General features: G+C 37.4%; 22 protein-coding genes. 15 read left to right on the forward strand and 7 right to left on the reverse strand.

The window, feature by feature from the left end; translation table 11 throughout:
• Nucleotides 1-166 precede the first annotated feature (166 nt).
• The gene (gene citX, locus PT281_RS01465) at nucleotides 167-706 is read left to right on the forward strand and encodes a citrate lyase holo-[acyl-carrier protein] synthase (protein ID WP_277151387.1); all 540 of its coding nucleotides are present in this window, start codon (nucleotides 167-169) and stop codon (nucleotides 704-706) included.
• Here citX and PT281_RS01470 read toward each other — a convergent pair.
• Nucleotides 699-1646, reverse strand: a complete 948-nt coding sequence (locus PT281_RS01470) for a sugar-binding domain-containing protein (protein ID WP_277151388.1) — start codon at nucleotides 1644-1646, stop codon at nucleotides 699-701. The genes citX and PT281_RS01470 overlap by 8 nt on opposite strands.
• 109 nt (nucleotides 1647-1755) lie before the next feature.
• Nucleotides 1756-2256: a Cys-tRNA(Pro) deacylase gene (gene ybaK / locus PT281_RS01475; protein ID WP_277151390.1), complete on the reverse strand. Its 501-nt coding sequence runs from the start codon at nucleotides 2254-2256 to the stop codon at nucleotides 1756-1758.
• Nucleotides 2257-2318: 62 nt separating this feature from the next.
• On the opposite strand from ybaK, the gene prmA reads away from it, so the two are divergent.
• The 7 genes from prmA to PT281_RS01510 all read left to right on the forward strand — a co-directional run bounded on the left by prmA (nucleotide 2319) and on the right by PT281_RS01510 (nucleotide 10375).
• A complete protein-coding gene (prmA, locus tag PT281_RS01480) occupies nucleotides 2319-3263 on the forward strand; it encodes a 50S ribosomal protein L11 methyltransferase (RefSeq protein ID WP_277151392.1) in 945 nt (314 codons plus the stop codon).
• A gap of 70 nt (nucleotides 3264-3333) precedes the next feature.
• Nucleotides 3334-3675 carry a hypothetical protein gene (locus tag PT281_RS01485; RefSeq protein ID WP_277151880.1) on the forward strand — a complete coding sequence of 114 codons (342 nt, stop codon included), beginning with the start codon at nucleotides 3334-3336 and terminating at the stop codon, nucleotides 3673-3675.
• 14 nt (nucleotides 3676-3689) lie between these two features.
• Nucleotides 3690-5939 (forward strand): bifunctional (p)ppGpp synthetase/guanosine-3',5'-bis(diphosphate) 3'-pyrophosphohydrolase, encoded by a 2250-nt coding sequence (locus tag PT281_RS01490; protein WP_277151394.1) that lies wholly within the window; start codon nucleotides 3690-3692, stop codon nucleotides 5937-5939.
• Nucleotides 5940-6377 carry a D-aminoacyl-tRNA deacylase gene (gene dtd / locus PT281_RS01495; protein ID WP_277151396.1) on the forward strand — a complete coding sequence of 146 codons (438 nt, stop codon included), beginning with the start codon at nucleotides 5940-5942 and terminating at the stop codon, nucleotides 6375-6377. It abuts the gene before it with no gap.
• 276 nt (nucleotides 6378-6653) lie between these two features.
• Complete coding sequence (gene hisS, locus PT281_RS01500) at nucleotides 6654-7940, forward strand: histidine--tRNA ligase (RefSeq protein ID WP_277151398.1); 1287 nt, start codon at nucleotides 6654-6656, stop codon at nucleotides 7938-7940.
• A 2-nt stretch (nucleotides 7941-7942) separates the two neighbouring features.
• Nucleotides 7943-9796, forward strand: a complete 1854-nt coding sequence (gene aspS / locus PT281_RS01505) for an aspartate--tRNA ligase (RefSeq protein ID WP_277151400.1) — start codon at nucleotides 7943-7945, stop codon at nucleotides 9794-9796.
• Between the two features lie 78 nt (nucleotides 9797-9874).
• Entirely contained in the window at nucleotides 9875-10375 is a 501-nt protein-coding gene (locus PT281_RS01510) for an NUDIX hydrolase (RefSeq protein WP_277151402.1), read from the forward strand.
• Between the two features lie 45 nt (nucleotides 10376-10420).
• Here PT281_RS01510 and tpx read toward each other — a convergent pair whose 3' ends face one another.
• Both tpx and PT281_RS01520 read right to left on the reverse strand, forming a co-directional pair.
• Nucleotides 10421-10912 (reverse strand): thiol peroxidase, encoded by a 492-nt coding sequence (gene tpx / locus PT281_RS01515; RefSeq protein ID WP_277151404.1) that lies wholly within the window; start codon nucleotides 10910-10912, stop codon nucleotides 10421-10423.
• A 100-nt stretch (nucleotides 10913-11012) separates the two neighbouring features.
• A complete protein-coding gene (locus tag PT281_RS01520; protein WP_277151406.1) occupies nucleotides 11013-12197 on the reverse strand; it encodes an aminotransferase class I/II-fold pyridoxal phosphate-dependent enzyme in 1185 nt (394 codons plus the stop codon).
• A 151-nt stretch (nucleotides 12198-12348) separates the two neighbouring features.
• Here PT281_RS01520 and msrB point away from each other — a divergent pair, with 151 nt between their 5' ends.
• Nucleotides 12349-12780, forward strand: a complete 432-nt coding sequence (gene msrB / locus PT281_RS01525) for a peptide-methionine (R)-S-oxide reductase MsrB (RefSeq protein WP_277151408.1) — start codon at nucleotides 12349-12351, stop codon at nucleotides 12778-12780.
• 49 nt (nucleotides 12781-12829) lie between these two features.
• Here msrB and PT281_RS01530 read toward each other — a convergent pair whose 3' ends face one another.
• The 3 genes from PT281_RS01530 to PT281_RS01540 all read right to left on the reverse strand — a co-directional run bounded on the left by PT281_RS01530 (nucleotide 12830) and on the right by PT281_RS01540 (nucleotide 15466).
• Nucleotides 12830-13708 carry a YitT family protein gene (locus PT281_RS01530; protein WP_277151410.1) on the reverse strand — a complete coding sequence of 293 codons (879 nt, stop codon included), beginning with the start codon at nucleotides 13706-13708 and terminating at the stop codon, nucleotides 12830-12832.
• A gap of 341 nt (nucleotides 13709-14049) precedes the next feature.
• Entirely contained in the window at nucleotides 14050-14577 is a 528-nt protein-coding gene (msrA, locus tag PT281_RS01535; protein WP_277151412.1) for a peptide-methionine (S)-S-oxide reductase MsrA, read from the reverse strand.
• A gap of 58 nt (nucleotides 14578-14635) precedes the next feature.
• Nucleotides 14636-15466, reverse strand: coding sequence for a pyruvate, water dikinase regulatory protein (locus PT281_RS01540; protein ID WP_277151413.1), 831 nt, complete (start codon nucleotides 15464-15466; stop codon nucleotides 14636-14638).
• 182 nt (nucleotides 15467-15648) lie between these two features.
• Here PT281_RS01540 and rpsU point away from each other — a divergent pair, with 182 nt between their 5' ends.
• The 6 genes from rpsU (at nucleotide 15649) to recO (ending at nucleotide 19583) form a co-directional block, all read left to right on the forward strand.
• Nucleotides 15649-15825: a 30S ribosomal protein S21 gene (gene rpsU / locus PT281_RS01545; protein ID WP_009560161.1), complete on the forward strand. Its 177-nt coding sequence runs from the start codon at nucleotides 15649-15651 to the stop codon at nucleotides 15823-15825.
• 151 nt (nucleotides 15826-15976) lie between these two features.
• Complete coding sequence (locus tag PT281_RS01550) at nucleotides 15977-16420, forward strand: GatB/YqeY domain-containing protein (protein WP_277151415.1); 444 nt, start codon at nucleotides 15977-15979, stop codon at nucleotides 16418-16420.
• 21 nt (nucleotides 16421-16441) lie between these two features.
• Nucleotides 16442-17398, forward strand: coding sequence for a PhoH family protein (locus tag PT281_RS01555; protein ID WP_277151417.1), 957 nt, complete (start codon nucleotides 16442-16444; stop codon nucleotides 17396-17398).
• Entirely contained in the window at nucleotides 17398-17922 is a 525-nt protein-coding gene (gene ybeY, locus PT281_RS01560; protein ID WP_277151419.1) for an rRNA maturation RNase YbeY, read from the forward strand. Before PT281_RS01555 ends, ybeY begins: the two co-directional genes overlap by 1 nt.
• Nucleotides 17922-18830: a GTPase Era gene (gene era, locus PT281_RS01565; RefSeq protein WP_277151421.1), complete on the forward strand. Its 909-nt coding sequence runs from the start codon at nucleotides 17922-17924 to the stop codon at nucleotides 18828-18830. Before ybeY ends, era begins: the two co-directional genes overlap by 1 nt.
• Nucleotides 18831-19583, forward strand: a complete 753-nt coding sequence (gene recO / locus PT281_RS01570) for a DNA repair protein RecO (RefSeq protein WP_277151422.1) — start codon at nucleotides 18831-18833, stop codon at nucleotides 19581-19583. It begins immediately after the preceding gene.
• The last annotated feature ends 67 nt before the right edge of the window (nucleotides 19584-19650 follow it).

The raw sequence follows: 19650 nt of genomic DNA on the forward strand, positions 1-19650 counted from the left end.
TATACTGATCGGACAGTTGCTTTAGTTGAATATCGTGATGGCTCAATCATTGATACTATCAAGCAAGTTAAAGACTAAAAAATTATAAATTAAAAGCGTGGAAATAAGTAATGACTCGTTTCCACGCTTTTTTAGTTATAATAATGATAAAAGGAAGTTTATAGTAATGCAATCAATTTTTTTAATAGGTAAACCGCAAAGTATCCCTGATGTATTGGCTGCTAAAGATCAGCGGGCAGCATTGCAAAAGCAGCTTTTTAGCCAAAATCCGCAAGGTACACTATTAGATGTAAAGCTAAATATACCGGGTCCGATCAAAAATAATCGTTATTTGAAGCAGCTATTTAATAAGGGGTGTGCAACTTTAGAGCAAGACTTAAAAATTCAAGGATTTAAATATTATTTGGTAAGTAGTTGGGACCAAGCAAGTGGCTGTGAGAATTTTTACCTATTAAATGTTGCAGCTGAATCCGTAAAGCAAGTGGCAATTGCATTTGAAGATAAAAACAAACTAGGACGTCTGTTTGATGCTGATGTGCTAGTTAAAAATCAACCAGCAGCCCTTTCACGATCAAAGTTAGGACAACCTAGACGGCATTGCTTTTTATGTAATCGACCAGCTAAAGAATGTGCACGCTCGCGCCGCCACCAAGTCACAGAATTACAAGATTATATTAGTAAAATATATCAAGAAGAATTTAGCTAAATTCAATATTTTTGCGTAGTACCCGTTCAGCAATACCACTAGTTGTAATTAAGTGCGTAATTATTCCACTTCTTAATGCGCCTAAGAGAGCATCTTCTTTAAAACGATTTTTTACAATCACAAACCGATTGGGGATCTGCATGATTTCTGCAAAACTGATGCCACAAATATGTGTTTCAATCGGTTTAAAAAAGTTACCATCAATATCATATGGTCGCCCAAAAATCATACCTGCGACTTTGCTGCGGTCAATATGTCTAAATAACTTATCTGCGTAATAATCCATGAAAAATTGTCCGGATTCTAATGATTGTGCTGTCCCAATACTTGCAAAAACCAAATCAATTCTAGGGTAAAAAGTTTTGATATATTCAAAGAAGGGCTCTTGCATAATGTCTGTTACAAAATCCGGATTAAGCGCGTAAAGAGGAGCTGGAAAAGTTAAACAATTGGCACCAAACTTATCAGCTGCCTGTTGCACTAGTTGGTTTTTTCGTTTGCTTGCATTAACTGCCTGTCCAACCAGCTGCACAAAAGTTAAATCTTCACGTTCAGTTTCAGGAAAATTATTAATAATATCGCGAATTAATGTTCCCCAAGTCAGACCGACTACGTGAGCCGATTTAGTATAGTTTTGAATTTGCTTAGCGGCGTAATTAACGATCATTTCGTTATCTTGATTTTTGGTTTCTAAGTCTTCTAAAATATATACTTCTTTTAAATTAAAGAATCGTTGAAACTTACGCTCCAATTTTTCAGCTCGCTTGGGACTTTGATAAATGCTGATTTTGACAATTCCTTTTTCTTCGGCTTCCTCTAACGCCTTGGTAATCAGGTAACGCGAAAGGTCATACTTTTTGGAAATATCAGCGATATTTAATTTACTTAAAAAATAATCGTGTGCAATATTTGCAAGTTGTTCATCTGTTAATAATGTCATGTTTTTATTCCTTATCTGTTTGTATTAATTTATATTATATTACAAATGAATAAATTTGCCTGATTGTTTTACTCTATACGGGAAAATTTTACCCTTTTGCTAAATAAAATCATTCTAATAAGTCACAGAATGTTCCATTGGTAACCTGTTGAAGATCATCAGGACTTAAAAAGACACTACGGCCAACTTTACCGCTGGAAACACCAATTTTTTCTTCATTATTCATGCCATTATCTAGATAAATTGGAAAATGATGCTTAAAATAGATACCAATCGGTGTATTAGCACCATGAACATAGCCTGTTGTCTTTTCCAAGTCTTTAAGTGGTAACATTTCACACTTTTTATTACCAGAATTTTTAGCGAGTTTTTTCATGCTTAAATGCTCAGTTACTGGGATTACACCGACAAGGGGACCAGTTTTATTACCTGTGCAAACCAAGGTTTTGTAGACCAAATGTTCATTCTCGTTTAAAATAGAAGTATCCATTTGAGCAACACCACCTGAATCCTCGTGGGTTGTAAACTGGGTTTGTTCATACGGAATTTTGTTCCGCTCTAAAATTTTTTCAACTAAAGTTTTTTCAAGTTTATTTTTTTTCTTTGCCATATTTATCACCTTTTTTATGATAGCATTGTGCGGATAAAAATAAAAAGGGAGTTTAAGTTAAAATGAAATTATTAATTATTAAAATTGAAACCAGTCATGAAGTAGAAGATGCGCTCAGCGTTTATAGCCAAGATATCTTGGGTGCGCTAGGAACCGAAACTAGGAAACGAACCGACTTTGAACATGCCGGTTGGGAGCATGATTCAACAATTGTTAATTTAGATGAAATTAAGGACTTGCCTGACGACATGCAATTTTTTGCTTATTTCGATGAAGAAGCAGATGCAGAAGAATTAGTCCAAAAATATCATGATAAGCTTGCGGAATTAAAAGGCTATGGCCTGGCTGTTGGCTTAGAGCAAATTACAACATCTTATATTGAAGATCAAGATTGGAATACTGCTTGGCAAAAATTCTACCATGTGATTGACTTTTCACGGCATTTGGCGATTGTACCTGAGTGGGAAGACTATGAACCTGCCTTTAAAGACCAGCAATTGATTAAACTTGATCCGGGTTTAGCCTTTGGGACAGGTAATCACAAAACAACCCAGTTAGCAATGATGGGCTTAGAACGTGCGATGACAACGCCTAAAAATGTGATTGATGTTGGCACTGGCTCCGGCATTTTAGCTATTGCTGCTGCTCTTCTTGGTGCTCAAAATGTTGTGGCAACTGATATCTCGGATGAAGCTGTTACAGCAGCTGGTGAAAATATTAGTTTAAATAATTTAACTAATATTAAGGTAGAAAAAGCTAGTTTATTGCAAGGAATTAGTGGTAAATTTGATATTATTGTAGCTAATATTTTGGCAGAAATCCTCTTAGATTTAATTCCACAATTGAATGATCATTTAAATGAAGGTGGCCAAGTTATTTTTTCAGGTATTGATTATTTACAATTGGACAAAATCAAAGCAGCCCTTGAGCAATATAACTTTAAGATTACCTTGACAATGCGCCAAGATCGTTGGGTAGGATTAATAATTGAACGCAAAGAACAATAAAAAAGACTATAATGTTAAATTAAGTAAGGAAAATAGATTGATTATTAAATTCAAAAAATTTAAACAAAAAATTCTGGCAATTCCCCCAATTCATAAATTAAATCAATTGCAAGCAATGCCAATCGTTTGGTGGAGTCTATTAGTGGCGATTTTGCCGTTTGGCTTCAGCCTTTTTAGGATACCAATTGTCTGGCGGGTTGGATTATTATTTATCGTTATTAACTGCATTATCAGCTACCATGTTGGTCGTTTAATAATTACCCTTAAATTGCCTAGGTATTGGCTATTAATGTTACCAGTGGTCTTTTGTTTGACGATAATTATTAAATTTGCTAAATACAATTTGTTGTTTGGGATAATATATCTCATTTTTGAAATTTTTGGTTTAATGGATAAACAGATCTATAACTAGAAAGGGTGCTGCAAATGTCGAAATACATTGAAATGACGCATGACCAGGTAATAGCAGCCTGTAAAAAATATATGACTGATAAGCAAATTGCCTTTGTTGAAAAAGCTTATGAATTTGCGAATAATGCTCATAAGGAACAAAAGCGGGCTTCAGGTCAGCCATATATTGTGCATCCAACTCAAGTAGCCGGAACTTTAGCAAACTTGGGTCTTGATCCAGATACAGTTGCTGCCGGCTTTTTACATGATACTGTTGAAGATACACCTGTTACTAACGATGATATTAAAGAAAAGTTTGGCAAAGATGTTGCCTTTATTGTTGATGGTGTGACCAAACTTAACAAATACGAATATAAGTCACACCAAGAATTTTTGGCTGAAAATCACCGTAAAATGTTAATTGCAATGGCCAAAGATATTCGCGTCATTATGGTTAAGTTAGCTGACAGACTGCATAACATGCACACTCTGCAACACTTACGTCCAGATAAGCAGCGGCGAATTTCTTCAGAAACAATGGACATTTATGCACCACTAGCAGATCGCTTGGGTATCGGGACAATTAAATGGGAATTAGAAGATATGAGTTTTCATTATCTAAATCCTGAAGCTTATTATCAAATTGTTAATATGATGAGCTTGAAGCGTAGTCAACGTGAAAAGTACATCCAGGATGCAATTGATACACTTGAAGCAAGTCTTGATAGTCTGGGGATTAAATACGAAATTTATGGTCGACCTAAACATATTTATTCCATTTATAAAAAGATGGTCGATAAACATAAGGACTTCGATGAAATTTACGATTTATCTGCAGTTCGGGTAATTGTTGAAACTGTCAAGGATTGTTATGCAGTTTTAGGTGCGGTTCATACTAAATGGAAGCCAATGCCTGGTCGCTTTAAAGACTATATTGCAGTTCCTAAGGTTAATGGGTATCAATCGCTGCATACAACAATTATTGGTCCCGGCGGTCGTCCGTTAGAGATTCAGATTAGAACTGAACAAATGCATGAAGTTGCTGAATACGGGGTTGCTGCTCACTGGGCATATAAGCAGGGTAATTTTACTGGTGTTGAAGAAACTAGTTCAAATGAAAAACTAGACATGGTTCGTGAAATCTTAGAGTTAAAGGATGAAACCCAAGATGCTGGCGAATTTATGAAGAGCGTCAAAAGTGAAATCTTTTCTGATCGCGTTTATGTTTTTACTCCTAAAGGCGAGGTTTATGAGCTGCCTAAGGGCGCAGTTACGCTTGATTTTGCCTATCAAATCCATACGCAAGTTGGTAGTCATGCTGTTGGTGCCAAGGTTAATGGTAAACTAGTACCCCTTGATTACAAGCTGAAAAATGGCGATGTAATTGATATTATGACCCAGTCAAATGCGACACCGTCGCGTGACTGGATGGATATTGTTAAGACTTCACGGGCGCGAAATAAAATTCGCCGTTATTTCCGTAATTTAGATCGAGAAAAAAGCATTGAGCAGGGCGAACAAATGGTTGCCGATCAACTGCGTGACCAAGATTTAGCTCCCAAAGAATTTATGGACAAAGACCACCTTGAAAAAGTTCTCGATCAGTTTAATTACCATACTGCTGATGAAATGTTCGCTTCTGTTGGTTTTGGTGATCTTTCTGCAATCAGCGTTGTTAATCGGCTTACTCAAGATTTACGGCGCCAAGAAGAAGAAAAACGGCAAAAGCAGCTTGAAGATGAGATTCTAAATTCGGGGCAAAAAGCTGCTTCATCAACTCAGACTAACAAGTCGGCTAGTTCACCAATGAAGATTAAGCACAAGAATGGCGTGATGATCCAAGGCATTAGCGACTTAATGCTGCATTTGGCCAAGTGTTGTAATCCAGTTCCTGGTGATAAGATAGTTGGTTATGTTACTAAAGGACGTGGTGTAACAATTCACCGCGCAGATTGCCGCAATATTACCAATGATGCAGCTAGTCAAGGGCGACTAATTGATGTGCAATGGGAAAATGTTGACGATAGTGCCGATGGTTCTAAACAAACTTTTAACGCTGATATTGAGGTCTTTGGTTATAATCGTGAACGTCTGTTAAGCGATGTGATTACCAAATTAAATACTGTTACGACTAATATCAATAATTTGTCGGGTAAAGTAAACGAAAATAATATTGCACACATTTACGCTACGGTGGCAGTTAAAAATGCGGCTCAACTGGACAAAATTTTGAGTAAATTACGTGATGTTCCAGACATTTATGAAACACGAAGGGCAGATAATTAAATGCGAGTAGTAATTCAACGGGTTAATCGTGCCCAAGTAAATATTGACGGTAAGACTGTTGGTCAAGTTAAGCGCGGTCTACTTCTCCTGGTTGGGATTAAAGAAGGTGATGACCTAGCAATTGTTCAAAAAGCAGCGGCTAAAATAGCTAAAATGCGGATTTTTGAAGATAAAGACGGCAAGACTAATTTAGCAATCAAGGATGTTGGCGGTGAAATTTTGAGTGTCAGTCAATTTACATTATTGGCTGATACCAAGAAGGGTAATCGTCCTAGCTTTATTGAGGCTATGAAACCACCTAAGTCAAAAGAATTATGGGAAGATTTCAACCAAGAACTGGTTAATGCTGGTTTACATGTCGAAACTGGTGAATTTGGCGCGGATATGAAGGTTGATCTTGAAAATGATGGCCCGTTTACGATTGTGCTGGATTTATAAAAAATAGCCTAAATTTGCATTCTAGGTTGACTTTTGCCCCTTAAAACTATAAGCTAAAACAAGAATTATCAATGACAAAGATTGAAGATTGGCAATTTCTATGACAGAGACCGCTTGATTGGTGTAAAAGGCGGATAGAAAGCTGACTGTGACCCCTTTAGCAGATAATATGCGCGTCGCGAGCGTTATTCGCAGCAGGCAAAAGGTGGTACCGTGCAAAATTTAGCGCCCTTGATTTTTTCAAGGACGCTTTTTTATATTTAAAAGGATGATTAAATGAGAGTTCAAAAACCAAAAGGAACAGTCGATATTTTACCTGAACAATCTGGTTCATGGGAAAAGGTTGAGCAAACTGTCCGTGACTTCTTTAAGCAAGCCAATTACCGAGAAATTAGAACACCGAGTTTTGAAAATTATGAGGTCTTCTCCCGTTCAAGTGGTGAAACTTCTGACGTCGTTGAAAAAGAAATGTACGACTTTAACGATAAGGGTGGTCGGCACATTGCACTGCGTCCAGAAGGGACAGCTGGTGTTGTTCGGGCTTATGTTGAAGACAAAATGTATGCTCCAGAAGTAGTCAAACCATTTAACGTTTACTACATCGAGTCAACTTTTCGTTATGAACGTCCGCAAGCTGGTCGCCAACGTGAGTTCCACCAAATTGGGGTAGAGAGTTTTGGTTCCAGCAATCCCTTAGCAGATGTTGAAACAATTGTCTTAGCTCACGACTTACTTGCCAAACTTGGTGTAAAAAATTACGAATTGCATATTAATACGTTAGGTAACGCGCAAGTGCGTCAAGATTATCATGATGCCTTGGTTAATTACTTTACACCGCTAAAAGACCAATTGTCTGATGATTCTAAGCGTCGCTTAGAAAAGAATCCACTCAGAATTTTGGATTCTAAAGATGAACAGGATAAACAATTTTTACCAGATGCACCTAAGATTATTGATTACTTGGATGTAGATTCTAAGGCTAACTTTGATGAGATTACTGGTATCCTTGACCAACTTGAGATTAAGTACGTTATTGATAACGATTTAGTTCGCGGTTTGGACTACTATACCGGAATTATTTTTGAGTTTATGGTTGAAGATAAGAACTTATGGGAATCAGCAACTACCATTTTGGGTGGTGGTCGTTACGATCATTTAGTACAAGAGTTTGATGGGCCAGAGACTCCAGCTGTTGGTTTTGGGATTGGTGAAGAACGGCTGATGCTTGTTTTACAACAGCAAAATCCAAACCTATTTGCCGATCAAGGGATTGACTTTTTCATTACTAATATTGGTGAAGGAACTGGAATTAAAGCTGTTGAAATCGCCCGCTCACTACGTAAGCAAGGCTTTAGAGCGCAATATGATGTTGACCAAAAGAAGCTGAAGGCGCAATTTAAGAAGGCCGACCGTGTCTACGCTAAGTTCGTGATTACGATTGGTGCCAAAGAATTGGCTAACGGCACGTTAAACGTTAAACGACTAGCTGATGGCAAAACAATCGACCTCCAGCTTGAAGACGTCGACGATATGAAAACAGTTATGGAACAATTAAAGGATTAATTATGGAACAAATGGAAAAAAGAACAGACTACTGCGGCAATATTACTACTGCATATCTTGACCAAGAAGTTAATTTGTATGGTTGGGTGCAACGTGTCCGCAATTTAGGAAATTTATTGTTTATTGATTTGCGGGATCGCGAAGGATTAGTGCAAGTCGTTGTCAACCACGATTCTGGTGCAGAATTGATGGCAACAGCTGAATCACTTGGTAATGAGTATGTTGTTCAAGTTAAAGGTCAGGTTGTTAAGCGTTCAAGTGTCAATCCAGAAATGAAAACTGGGGAAGTTGAAATTGAAGCTTCTGCAATTAAAATTTTAAATAAGTCTCAGACCCCGCCATTTGAAATTAAAAATGACATTGAAGTTGGTGAACAAACTCGGTTAAAGTACCGCTACCTTGATTTGCGTAGACCAAATTTACAACAAGCAATTATTTTACGGTCAAAGATTTTGCGTGCAACTCATGAATACTTTGATGAAAATGGCTTTATTAATATTGAAACGCCTATTTTAGGAAAGTCTTCTCCAGAAGGGGCTCGTGATTACCTGGTACCATCAAGAATTTATCCTGGAAGTTTTTACGCTTTGCCACAATCACCGCAATTGTTTAAGCAATTATTAATGGGTGCGGGCTTTGACAAGTACTACCAACTGGCTAGATGTTTCCGTGATGAGGACTTGCGAGGCGATCGTCAACCTGAATTTACCCAAATTGATATGGAAACTTCATTCACTGATGAACAGCAAGTGCAAGATTATACTGAAGGCTTGCTCAAAAAAATCATGAAAGACGTTATGGGTATTGACTTAAAGACGCCAATTGCCCGAATTTCTTGGACTGACTCAATGAATAATTACGGTACAGACAAGCCCGATACCCGTTTTGGCATGTTAATTCATAATTTGAACGATACTTTTGCCGATAGTGACTTTAAAGTCTTTGCAAATGCAATTCAAGATGGTGGTTTCGTTAAGGGAATTGCCGTTAAGAATGGTGCTAAGGCATATTCACGTAAGCAGATTGAGAAAAAGCAAGACTACATCAAACGTTACCATGCCAAAGGTTTGGCTTGGGTTAAGTTTGAAGATGGTGAATTTTCTGGTCCCGTTAGTCGCTTCTTAACAGATGACAATCAGGCAGCTTTAATCAAAGAATTTGATCTTGAAGGCGGCGAATTGCTTGTCTTTGTTGCTGACAAGTGGAAAGTTTGTTGTGATTCCTTAGATCATTTACGGCGTGAATTTGCTAAAGAAACTGGTATTATTCCTAAGCATGTCTTTGACTTTGTCTGGGTTGTTGACTGGCCATTGTTTGAATTCGATGAGGGCTTTGGTCGCTGGATTGCTGCCCACCACCCATTCACAATGCCTGATGATGAAGGAATTAAGTTGCTTGATACTGACCCACATAAGGCTCATGCCCGCAGTTATGATATTGTCATGAACGGGGATGAACTTGGTGGTGGTTCAATCAGAATCCACAAACGTTCAATTCAAGAAAAAATGTTTAAGGCACTTGGCTTTACTAAGAAGCGAGCATATGAGCAGTTTGGTTACTTGCTTGTTGCTCTTGACATGGGCTTCCCACCACATGCTGGATTAGCTATTGGACTTGATCGTTTTGCCATGATGTTAGCAGAGAAGGATAATATCCGCGATGTCTTGGCCTTTCCAAAGAATGCCAGTGCTTCAGAACCAATGATGCACGCACCAGCGCCAGTTGCTGAGCAGCAATTAACTGACTTGGGAATTGAAGTTGAAGAACAATACCAAGAAAGTGTTGCGCAAACAGAAGCACGTTTAGAAGAAGAAGCCCAAAAAGATGCGGATCAAAACGCAACTTGGGATGAATAAATAAAACAGCAAAAAACGATGTGATAGAATAAATTCACATCGTTTTTGTTTATTTAAAAATAAAGAAGGCTTTTTAAAATGACAGACAAATATCATCGCGCATTTGGTGTATATGGCATTATGCAGCAGCAAGAAAAGTTAATTGTTATCAAAAAACGTGGCGGTCCCTATACCAACCGTTATGATTTGCCCGGAGGCAGTCTTGAAGATGGCGAAAAGCTTACGGATGCAATTGAACGTGAAATATATGAAGAAACAGGGTTAACTGCTCTTGAAATGGTTCAATTAGGCATTACTTCTTTTCGTTATCCTTGGGATTATCAAGAATGGCATTTCAATCAGCACCTTTGTGTGTTTTACCAAATTAAGAAGTGGCAGGGACAATTACAGGAAACAGTTAAGCAATTTGCCGGGCAAGATTCTTTGGGAGCAGTTGCTGTGCCATTAACGCAGCTTACTTTGGCGAATTCGTCACCCTTGGTTCTAAAAGCCAAAGAGTTTATCCAGAATAATTATCAATTTAATCCGGCCGACCAAACTTTTGGGGCATGGTCCGTATTAACTAAATCAGTGTATTAAAAAAGATAACCAGTAATGGTTATCTTTTTTAATATTAATGCTTAATTATTTTAAGTTGCTTAAAAATGTTAATGCAGCATCGTAATCTGGTTCATCAGTCATTTCGTAAACCAATTCTTGGTACAAAACTTCGCCGTCAGCGGAAATAATCCAAACACTTCTTGAATCTACGCCGCTTTCAAGGTAAAGACCCATTTCTTCACCGAAGTTGTGGCTTTCATCAGATAAAATTTCCATGTTTTTAACGCCTTCAGCAGCACACCAATTCTTTTGGTCAGCGAGAGTGTTAGTAGAAATTGTGTAGAAGTTAATGCCGTCAAACTTATCAACTTCGTTGTTGAAACGTTTAGTTGAAATACTGCAGACACTAGTGTTAAGGTCAGGAACAACACTAATTAAAGTTGGCTTAGACAATAAGTCAGCCTTAGTAGCTTTACTACCATCAGCTCTAACAACAGTAAAATCTGGCAACTTGTCGCCAACCTTAGGTGGTTCACCGTTAGTATATAGAGGCTCATTTAATCTTGTAATTTTCATAATAAAATCCCTTCGTTTAACTGTTTTCTATTTTGATAAATTGTTTATCTATTCAATTCTACTATAAAGAGCGCGGAATTACGTCTACTTTGCTTACTGATTATAAGTCATTAACGTAGGCAGTAATCCGGCGAACAGCTTCTTCTAGGTCTTCTGTTGAAGCAGCATAAGACAAACGTACGTAGCCTTGACCGCCTTGACCGAAATAACTGCCAGGCATTAGTGCAACTTTTGCTTTAGTAGCTAAATCAGTCGCGAATTTAACATCATCTTGTCCAAATTTAGTAGGAATTTTAGCAAAAATATAAAATGCACCTTCAGGGGTAGCCATGCTAAAGCCGCATTTGCGTAAACCAGTTTCAATAATGTTTAGACGGTTTTCATACGTATTGCGGGCAATCGGATAGTCAGCTGCACCATGAACTAGGGCTTCAGTTGCAGCAGCTTGTACATTATCAGTAACAGCAGTAATCAAAAATGAATTAACTTTAATAACCGACTTCATAATTTCTTTAGGACCAGCAATGTAACCAATGCGCCATCCAGTCATTGCAAAGCTCTTAGATAAACCAGATAAAAGTAATGTCCGTTCAGGAATAATCTGAGTTAATGAGTAGTGCTTTTTGTCGTTATAGATTAATTCGGCGTAGATTTCATCAGTAATGGCAAAGAGATTATTATCTGTGATAACTTGGGCTAGTTCTAGCAAATCTTGCTTGCTGTAAACGCGACCAGTAGGGTTAGATGGATCTGTTAAGACAACAGCTTTTGCGCCTTTTCCTTCATTTGCCAATACTTCCTTTAAATGATCGGCAGTTAAAAGAAAACCGTCTTGCGAGGTATCAACTTCTACTGGAACTGCACCAGTCATTTCGATAATGCCAAAGTAGACACCCCAAACAGGAGTAGGTACTAAAATTTTATCACCAGGATTAAGCAGGGTCATAAAGGCAACATTTAATGCTTCAGTTGCACCGACAGTTGCGCAAATTTCGGTGGCAGGGTCAAAAAACACGCCCAAGCTATCATTTAAATAGTCGCTAATTGCGGTTAGTAATTCTGGCTTACCAGCTTCTGGGGCATAATGAGAATCGTCTTTCTCAATATCGGCAATTGCGGCCTGTTTAACATGCTCTGGAGTATTAACATCAGGTTCACCAATTGTTAATTTAATAATTCCAGGAATTTTGGATGTTTGGTTATTAAACGTAGTTATTTGTGAATCAGATAATTGTGCGATTTTGGTATTGATTGTTCTAGACAAACTTTTTGCTAGATGTGGCATAATTAAAAAATCCTTTCTATTTAATTATTTTACCTTTTAATTATAAACCATACGGCAATAGTGGAATTATAAAACAAAAAATTTAATAAGTCTTTAAATGTACTCCAATAATCAAATTTTGTTATAGTTAAGAGGAAAGATGGTGTATTTTATGGATCAAGCAAAAAAAGAAGCACGACTAAAAGAGTTAACAAAAGACCAATATGCATCAACACAAAATGCGGCAACGGATTATCCTTTTAGTGGTAAGTATGACGATTTTTATCAAAAAGGAATTTATGTTGATATTGTTTCAGGCGAGCCATTATTTTCTAGTGAAGACAAGTATGATGCTGGCTGTGGTTGGCCCAGCTTTACTAAGCCAATTAAAAAATTAACTTATCATCGCGATCAGTCTCATAATATGGAACGAACCGAAGTAAAGAGTCCAGATGCAGACTCACACCTGGGGCATGTGTTTACTGATGGGCCAAGTGATCAAGGTGGATTAAGATACTGCATTAATTCTTCGGCATTAAAATTTATCCCGTATGATGAGCTTGAGCAAGCAGGGTACGGTGAATATCGAAAATTATTTGCTTAATTTTTGAACATTAAAAAGAGTGTTAGAAAATTTCTAACACTCTTTTAGTTTAAACGATTTCTTGTTCCCTGAACCGCCCATAAACATGCTCAACTTCACTGACACTCATGAAGGCATACGGATCACTTTTTTTAATAATTTGTAAAATATCATACATGTCATAACGGTCAATGACTGTAACTAAAACGGTCTTTTCGTCATGGCTGTATGCACCTTCAACATCGTGGTAGATGGTAATACCGCGATGCATCTTGTCTTGAATGCCATCAATAATTGTTTGAGGATGCTCAGTTACGATTGTAACCTGCAACTTTTGGTGCTGCGTATAAACCGCATCAATTACTCGACCATTAATAAAAATAGTTAAAGCAGAATAGAGTGCGCGATTCCAACCAAAAACAAAGCCCGCGGCCACAATAATTACTAAGTTAATCATAATATTAACTTTGCCATAGCTGGCGCCCGTTTTCTTTCTAATGACAATTCCGATAATATCAAGCCCACCAGTTGAAATACCATTTTTAAGAGCAAAGCCAGTACCTAAGCCGTTTATCATGCCGCCAAAGATAGCACAAACTAACGGATCAACATGCATGTTGACTGGGTTAATTACGTGCATCATGATTGTGCCCAAGACAACTGAAATTATGGTAAAGTAGGTAAACTTGTGCCCAATCTTGAACCAACCTAATAAGAACAACGGGACATTAAGCGCAAAATACATGACAGAGGTCGTCAATGTAAAGGGTAAGAAGCGTTCACTTAATGTGTTAATTAGCTGGGCAAAGCCAGTTATTCCAGATGAGTACATATGTCCTGGTGTCCAAAAGAAATTCAAAGCAACCGCGACTGCCAGCGAGTAAAAGAACGACGCTGAAATTTTGGAAAGTAAATTATAGCGCCTATTAAACTTATCCAATTGATCCATATAGTTAGTAATAACTCCTTATAAATAAAGAAATTGGGATTTTTACGATATTTATATCCCAATTATCTTAAAAACTTACGCAATTCGTTTTACATTGTATCATTCTTCTGCTTTTTTGCCTTTGCATTAATATTAAAAATTATTACAAACTAGTAAATTGATTTTTAAAAACATTAAAAAAGCCATCAGTAATAATGATGGCTTTTGTGGACGCTTAACAAAGTAAAATTAAATCTCTAGATAGTATAATTATTGTTATTTTAAGTATATTAAATATCGTTTGATCAACATCCACATTTACATCGTATCATCAATTTGCTATTAATTGTTTAGTTACAACTTTATTTGGACCAGTGTTCTTTAATAAAGTTGTCGCGACCACCAGATTCTTCTAAAGAATATCTTAGTGGGTCTTTCTTGTAAAAATCTTGATGGTAATCTTCGGCATCATAAAAAGGGGCAGCAGGTTCAATCTTAGTAACAATTGGCTTATCAAATTTACCACTATTTGCTAATTCTGCCTTTGACTTTTCGGCAGCAGCTTTTTGTTTGGGCGAATTATAAAAAATTACGGGTCTGTAATTATCACCACGGTCTTGAAATTGTCCTGCAGCATCAGTTGGATCAGTTACTTGCCAATAATACTGTAATAATTTTTCATATGGCATTAATTCCGGATTAAAAGTTATTTTAACTGCTTCTGTATGACCGGTAGTACCAGCACAAACTTGTTCGTATGTTGGATTAGCAACGTGACCGCCAGTATAGCCTGAAACAACTTTTTCAACGCCGGGTAAACTGTCGAAGGGTTTAACCATACACCAAAAACAGCCGCCGGCAAAAATTGCAGTATCTTCTTGTTTGTTCATATTAGTTATCTCCAAATATTTTTCTTAGCAAAGTATAAATTAAGTACTTACTAACTAATTATAGCTGTTCAATCCCTAAGTGATCCATAATTAAGGCTGCAGTTTCTTCGATTGAGCGGTGAGCAACATTGATCACATAACAACCAAGCTTGTCATATAACTTTTGTGCGGAATCAAGTTCTGCTTTAATTGCATCAGTATTGGAATATGTTGTATCTGGACTCAAACCATAAGAGATCATTCTTTGGCGTCTAATTTCGTTTAGAACTGATAGGTCATTAGTTAAGCCAATAATCTTTTTCGGATTAATTTTATAAATTTCTTTAGGAATGTGTGTATCAGGTACAAGCGGTAAGTTAGCAACTTTAAGGTTCTTATTGGCTAAAAATAACGACAATGGTGTCTTTGAAGTTCGCGAAACCCCCAATAAGACCACATCAGCCTCTAAAAAGCCCTTAGGGTCTTTACCGTCATCATACATAACCGCAAATTCCATCGCTGAAATTCGGTCAAAGTACTGCTGGTTCATTTTATGCTGGGCACCAATTTTTTCTAATGGTCGCTTGCCAGTCACTTTTTGCATGGCTTCCAGAGCAGGGGATAAAATATCGACACTTTGAATCTTATGTTCACGAACAAATCTGATTACTGGAATTTGCATTTCATCTTTAACCAGACTGTAAATGATAATTAAATTAGGATATTGCTCAATTTCCTCAAAAACATCATCAAGTTTATTATTATCGGTAATGAATGGGTAACGCCGATAATTAACTTGGGCATCAGGGAATTGTGCTGCCGCCGCGATAGCATTGTTAAAAGCAGTATCACCAGCGGAATCAGAAATAATAATTATGTTAACTTCTTTTTTTAGTGTTTCTTCGCTCATTGTTAACTCCTTTTTAATTAATTATACATTTTTGAGAAATTATTAACAGATTTAGTTAAGATAATGCTGCTAAAAAACTTTTTTAAAAATATTGCATGTATGTATTGACCCTTGCGTGAGGTTTGATATAATTTAAATAAATGTATGACGGTAACGTCAAGAAATGGAAGGAGGGATCACACATGGCCAAGACAGTCGTTCACGAAAACGAGTCTATTGATGATGCTCTTCGTCGTTTCAAACGTTCCGTTTCAAGAAGTGGTACCTTGCAAGAATACCGCAAACGCGAATTCTACGAAAAACCTAGTGTACGTAGAAAGCTTAAATCTGAAGCAGCACGGAAACGTAGACATTATTAATATATAAAGAAGCGACTTCTATCTGTTGATAGGGGTCGCTTTTTTTTACAGGTAAATTACGTTATTCGAATAATTTGATTAATTGTTTTCTACCACGGACTAGATTTGCTATAATTTAGTTGGATTCTATATTTAGAAAGAAGGAGTACTTGTGAGTTTATCAGAACAAATCATGGTCGACATGAAGGAAGCCATGAAAGCACGTGATAAAGTTAGATTGAATACGGTGCGGATGATTAAATCAGCCCTGATGAATGAAAAAATCAAGGCAGGTCATGAACTTAGTTCAGACGAGGAATTGACAGTTTTGAATCGGGAAAAGAAGCAACGTGAAGAATCAATTGAAGAATTTACCAAGGCTGCTAGAACTGATTTAGCTGACGAAACTAAACAGGAATTGGCAGTTGTTGAAAGTTATCTGCCGAAGCAATTGTCCCAAGATGAATTAGAGCAAATTGTCACTGAGACAATTGCCGAAGTCGACGCCAAAGGTAAGTCTGATTTTGGTAAAGTGATGAAGGCTTTGATGCCTAAGATCAAGGGCAAGGCTGATGGTAAAGCAGCTTCCAGCGCAGTGCGTAATCATCTAAATTAAGCAAGAAAAGGAGCGAACTTTTTGGCTCGAACCAATTTTATTCCTAAAAATCCAGAGAATATCCAAAAATTAGTTGGAATTAATGATGGTAATCTTAACTTGTTAGCTGAAGGTTACGATTTAAGCGTGACTGATACCGGCAACCAAATTGTCGTTGACGGCGATGTTGAAAATACGCGTAAAGTAATCGCAGTCCTGAAGGCTTTAGACAATGTTGTGAGCACTGGTGTTAACATTGGCGCGCCTGATGTTGTCAGCGCAATGAAAATGGCAGATAAGGGAACAACAGAGTATTTTGCTGACTTATATAAAGAGATTTTAATTCGGGATGCTAAAGGTAAACCGATTAGAGTTAAAAATATGGGGCAAAAACGCTATGTTGAAGCCATTAAAAAAAGTGATGTTGTATTTGGGATCGGACCTGCCGGTACCGGTAAAACATTTTTGGCTGTCGTTTGTGCTATTGCAGCCTTTAAAAAGGGTGAGGTTTCTCGAATTGTTCTAACTAGACCAGCTGTTGAAGCTGGCGAATCTTTAGGATTTTTACCCGGAGATTTAAAGGAAAAAGTTGATCCGTATTTACGGCCAATTTATGATTCGCTCTATGCAATTTTGGGGACTAATACAACTGACCGGTTGATGGAACGAGGCGTAATCGAAGTCGCTCCTCTAGCATATATGCGGGGAAGAACACTTGATGATGCCTTTGTTATTTTGGATGAAGCCCAAAATACGACCGATGCACAGATGAAGATGTTTTTGACGCGGTTAGGTTTTAATTCAAAGATGATTGTCAATGGTGACATGACGCAGGTTGACTTACCCGGTCGCCAGCGCAGTGGACTGATTGATGCTCAACGAATTTTAAAAGGCATTGACCAAATTAAATTTATTCGTTTTACCGCTAATGATGTTGTTCGTCACCCAGTGGTTGCTAAAATTATTAATGCTTATGAGAAAGAGGACGAAAGACATTAATGACGTCGATTGAAATTACCTATAATGATGAGGTTGGCTTTTTAGAGAATGCTGATCGTGATTGGCAGGATTGGATTGCGAAGTTGTTGTTACTTGCTAAAAAGGCAATTGCTAAAGAAAATAACTTGGCAATGAGTATCAATTTTGTTGATGAAGAACGTAGTCATGCGATTAACAAACAATATCGTGAAAAAGATCGACCAACTGATGTTATTTCGTTTGCAATTGAAGATGGCGAAGATGACTTAAATCTTGCAGCTTTTACTACAGATCCCGACTTTCAAGAAGATATCGGCGACTTGTTTATGTGTCCGAGCGTGATTGAACGTCATAGCAAGGAATACGGAACAGGCTGGGACCGTGAATTTGGTTATACCTTAGTTCACGGCTTTTTGCATCTTAATGGTTATGACCATATTGAGCCTGATGAAGCAAAAGAAATGTTTGGTATCCAAGGCAAAGTACTTGAAGAATACGGCTTACCACTGTATCCTGACCAATTAGATGAAGGCAGAGGAAAATAATGACTGAAAATAAGAAAAATAAATCTGGTTTTGTTGCATTAGTCGGTCGACCAAACGTTGGTAAATCAACTTTAATGAATAATTTGGTTGGTCAAAAGGTGGCAATTACTTCTAATAAGCCGCAGACAACTCGCGATAAGATTTCTGGTATTTACACAACAGATGATATGCAAGTTGTCTTTGTTGATACGCCGGGAATCTTTAAGCCGCATCTTAAACTAGATGATTACATGGATAAAGCTAGTATTTCTAGTTTAAACGATGTTGACCTAGTTTTATTTATGGTTGAACCGGAAAAAATGGGCAAGGGTGACGAATATATCATCGACTTGTTGAAGCAGGTCAAAGTACCTGTCTTTTTGGTAATCAACAAGGTTGACCAAGTTAATCCGAATAACTTATTGCCAATTATTGATTCGTATCGCAAACTTGATTTGTTCAAGGAATTTTTGCCAATTTCCGCAACTCAAGGAGTTGGCATTACCGACTTAATCGCTACTTTGCACCAATATTTACCTGAAGGTCCTGACTATTATGATCCTGAACAGATTACTGATCGTCCCGAATATTTTATGGTTGCAGAATTAGTGCGTGAACAAATTCTAAAGTTAACGGCTGAAGAAGTACCGCACGCTGCAGCTGTTTGGGTTGAACGGATGAACCAGCACGAGAAGGGCAAGTTGCAAATCGAAGCAACGATTTATGTTGAAAAAGATGGGCAAAAGGGAATTATTATTGGCAAGGGCGGAAAAATGCTTAAGCAGATTGGTATTAATTCCCGCCGTCAAATCGAAAATTTGCTCGGTGAAAAGGTTAATTTGCATTTATGGGTTAAGGTGCAACATAATTGGCGGTCTGACCCAAGCTTTTTAAAGCAAATCGGTTATGACAAGAAGGCACTCTCATAAATGACACGTGAACTTAAAGAAGTTCAAGGCATTATTTTTAAACGCCAAAAATTTAAAGAAGCAGATTTACTAGCTAAGATTATTACCAAAGAAAATGGCATCATTACGATGATTGCTCGTGGAGCATTGCGACCTAAGTCAAAATTAGGGGCAGCCTTACTCAATTTTTCTTACGGAACGTATATTATTTATACGAGTGGTCAAGGTCTAAGTAATTTGCGCACTTATAAAGAAGTAAAGCAATTTGATGGGTTATTTAACGATTTAACCAAGAATGCTTATGCTTCTTTTATTTTAGATTTGGTTGACCATGCTTTTGTGGAATACCAGCCTCTTGGTAAGTATTATTCATTGATTGAATTTGCCTTACAAAAAATCAATGCGGGTATTGATCCAGAGATGATTACGCAAATTTGTCAAATGCAGCTGTTGGATGCTTATGGGGTTGCCCCAGAATTACGCAGGTGCGTTATTTGTGGGAAGGAACAAGGCGTTTTTGATTATTCAATTAAGCGCGGCGGCATTATTTGCAGTGACCATTTTTATCAAGAAGCTAGTCGCATGCATTTAGAACCGAAAGAAACAGCGGTTTTAAGAACCATTGGTTTACTGCCGATTGCGCGGCTAGGTTCAATTACGGTTAATGAACCAACCAAAAAGGCAACTCGCAAAGCTATTGACCTCATTTATCAAGAAACTGTTGACCTAAATTTAAAGACGAAGAAGTTCTTAGATGAATTAAAATTATTTTGACTAAATCTTTTGTTTACATCCGTGATTATGGTAAAATACCAATGTACTTTGGTAATAATGAGGATTT

The organism is Lactobacillus sp. ESL0701 (assembly GCF_029433445.1).
Lineage (GTDB): Bacteria > Bacillota > Bacilli > Lactobacillales > Lactobacillaceae > Lactobacillus.